The sequence below is a fragment of the Shewanella sp. KT0246 genome, from assembly GCF_019654955.1.
GTDB classification, from domain to species: domain Bacteria; phylum Pseudomonadota; class Gammaproteobacteria; order Enterobacterales; family Shewanellaceae; genus Shewanella; species Shewanella goraebulensis.
The window spans coordinates 1-529 of sequence record NZ_BPEV01000131.1 but is presented as its reverse complement, the minus strand read 5'-3'; the positions used below and the strand labels follow the sequence as shown (position 1 = coordinate 529).

Below are 529 nucleotides of genomic sequence, written 5' to 3'. Positions count from 1 at the left end.
CGGCCAACTCGCAACGGCAGTCAACCATGCTAACTTGCCGCGTATCGCTGAGGTTTGGCAGTCAGGTTATCAAGAACTGCTTTGGATTGAACATGCTGCCAATACGAGTCATGGCAGCAGCTCATTTGACAATAAAGGACTCGACAGTCTACTCGAACAAAGTGTCGAGCAGTACGGCGTCTACCTAGCAGCCATGTCTCAGGGTGAGATCGATGCCGATAAGATCATCGACAGTTTTAACCAATACCGTATTTTATGCGCCATGCGCGCAGGTGAATACGGCGTTGAGGGGATTAACCAAAGTGTCACTACGGCGCTCGCTGCCAGAGGTTTAATCCAGCCAGAACAAGAGTTTTATGCTGGGCGTCCGATTATCATTCAGAGCAATGATTATAACCTAGGGCTATTTAACGGTGATATTGGCCTTATTCTGCCCGATTGCAGTAGCCAAAGTGGCCGCTTAATGGCGCACTTTATTCAAGCCGATGGCAGCTTACTCAAGGTGTTACCCGCTCGGTTACCGAGCCCA

The 529-nt window shown here is 49.7% G+C and carries 1 pseudogene; it reads left to right on the top strand.

Going from position 1 to position 529, the window contains the following annotated elements:
* A pseudogene (locus tag K5Q58_RS20795) lies at positions 1-529 on the top strand (exodeoxyribonuclease V subunit alpha); the annotation flags it as partial.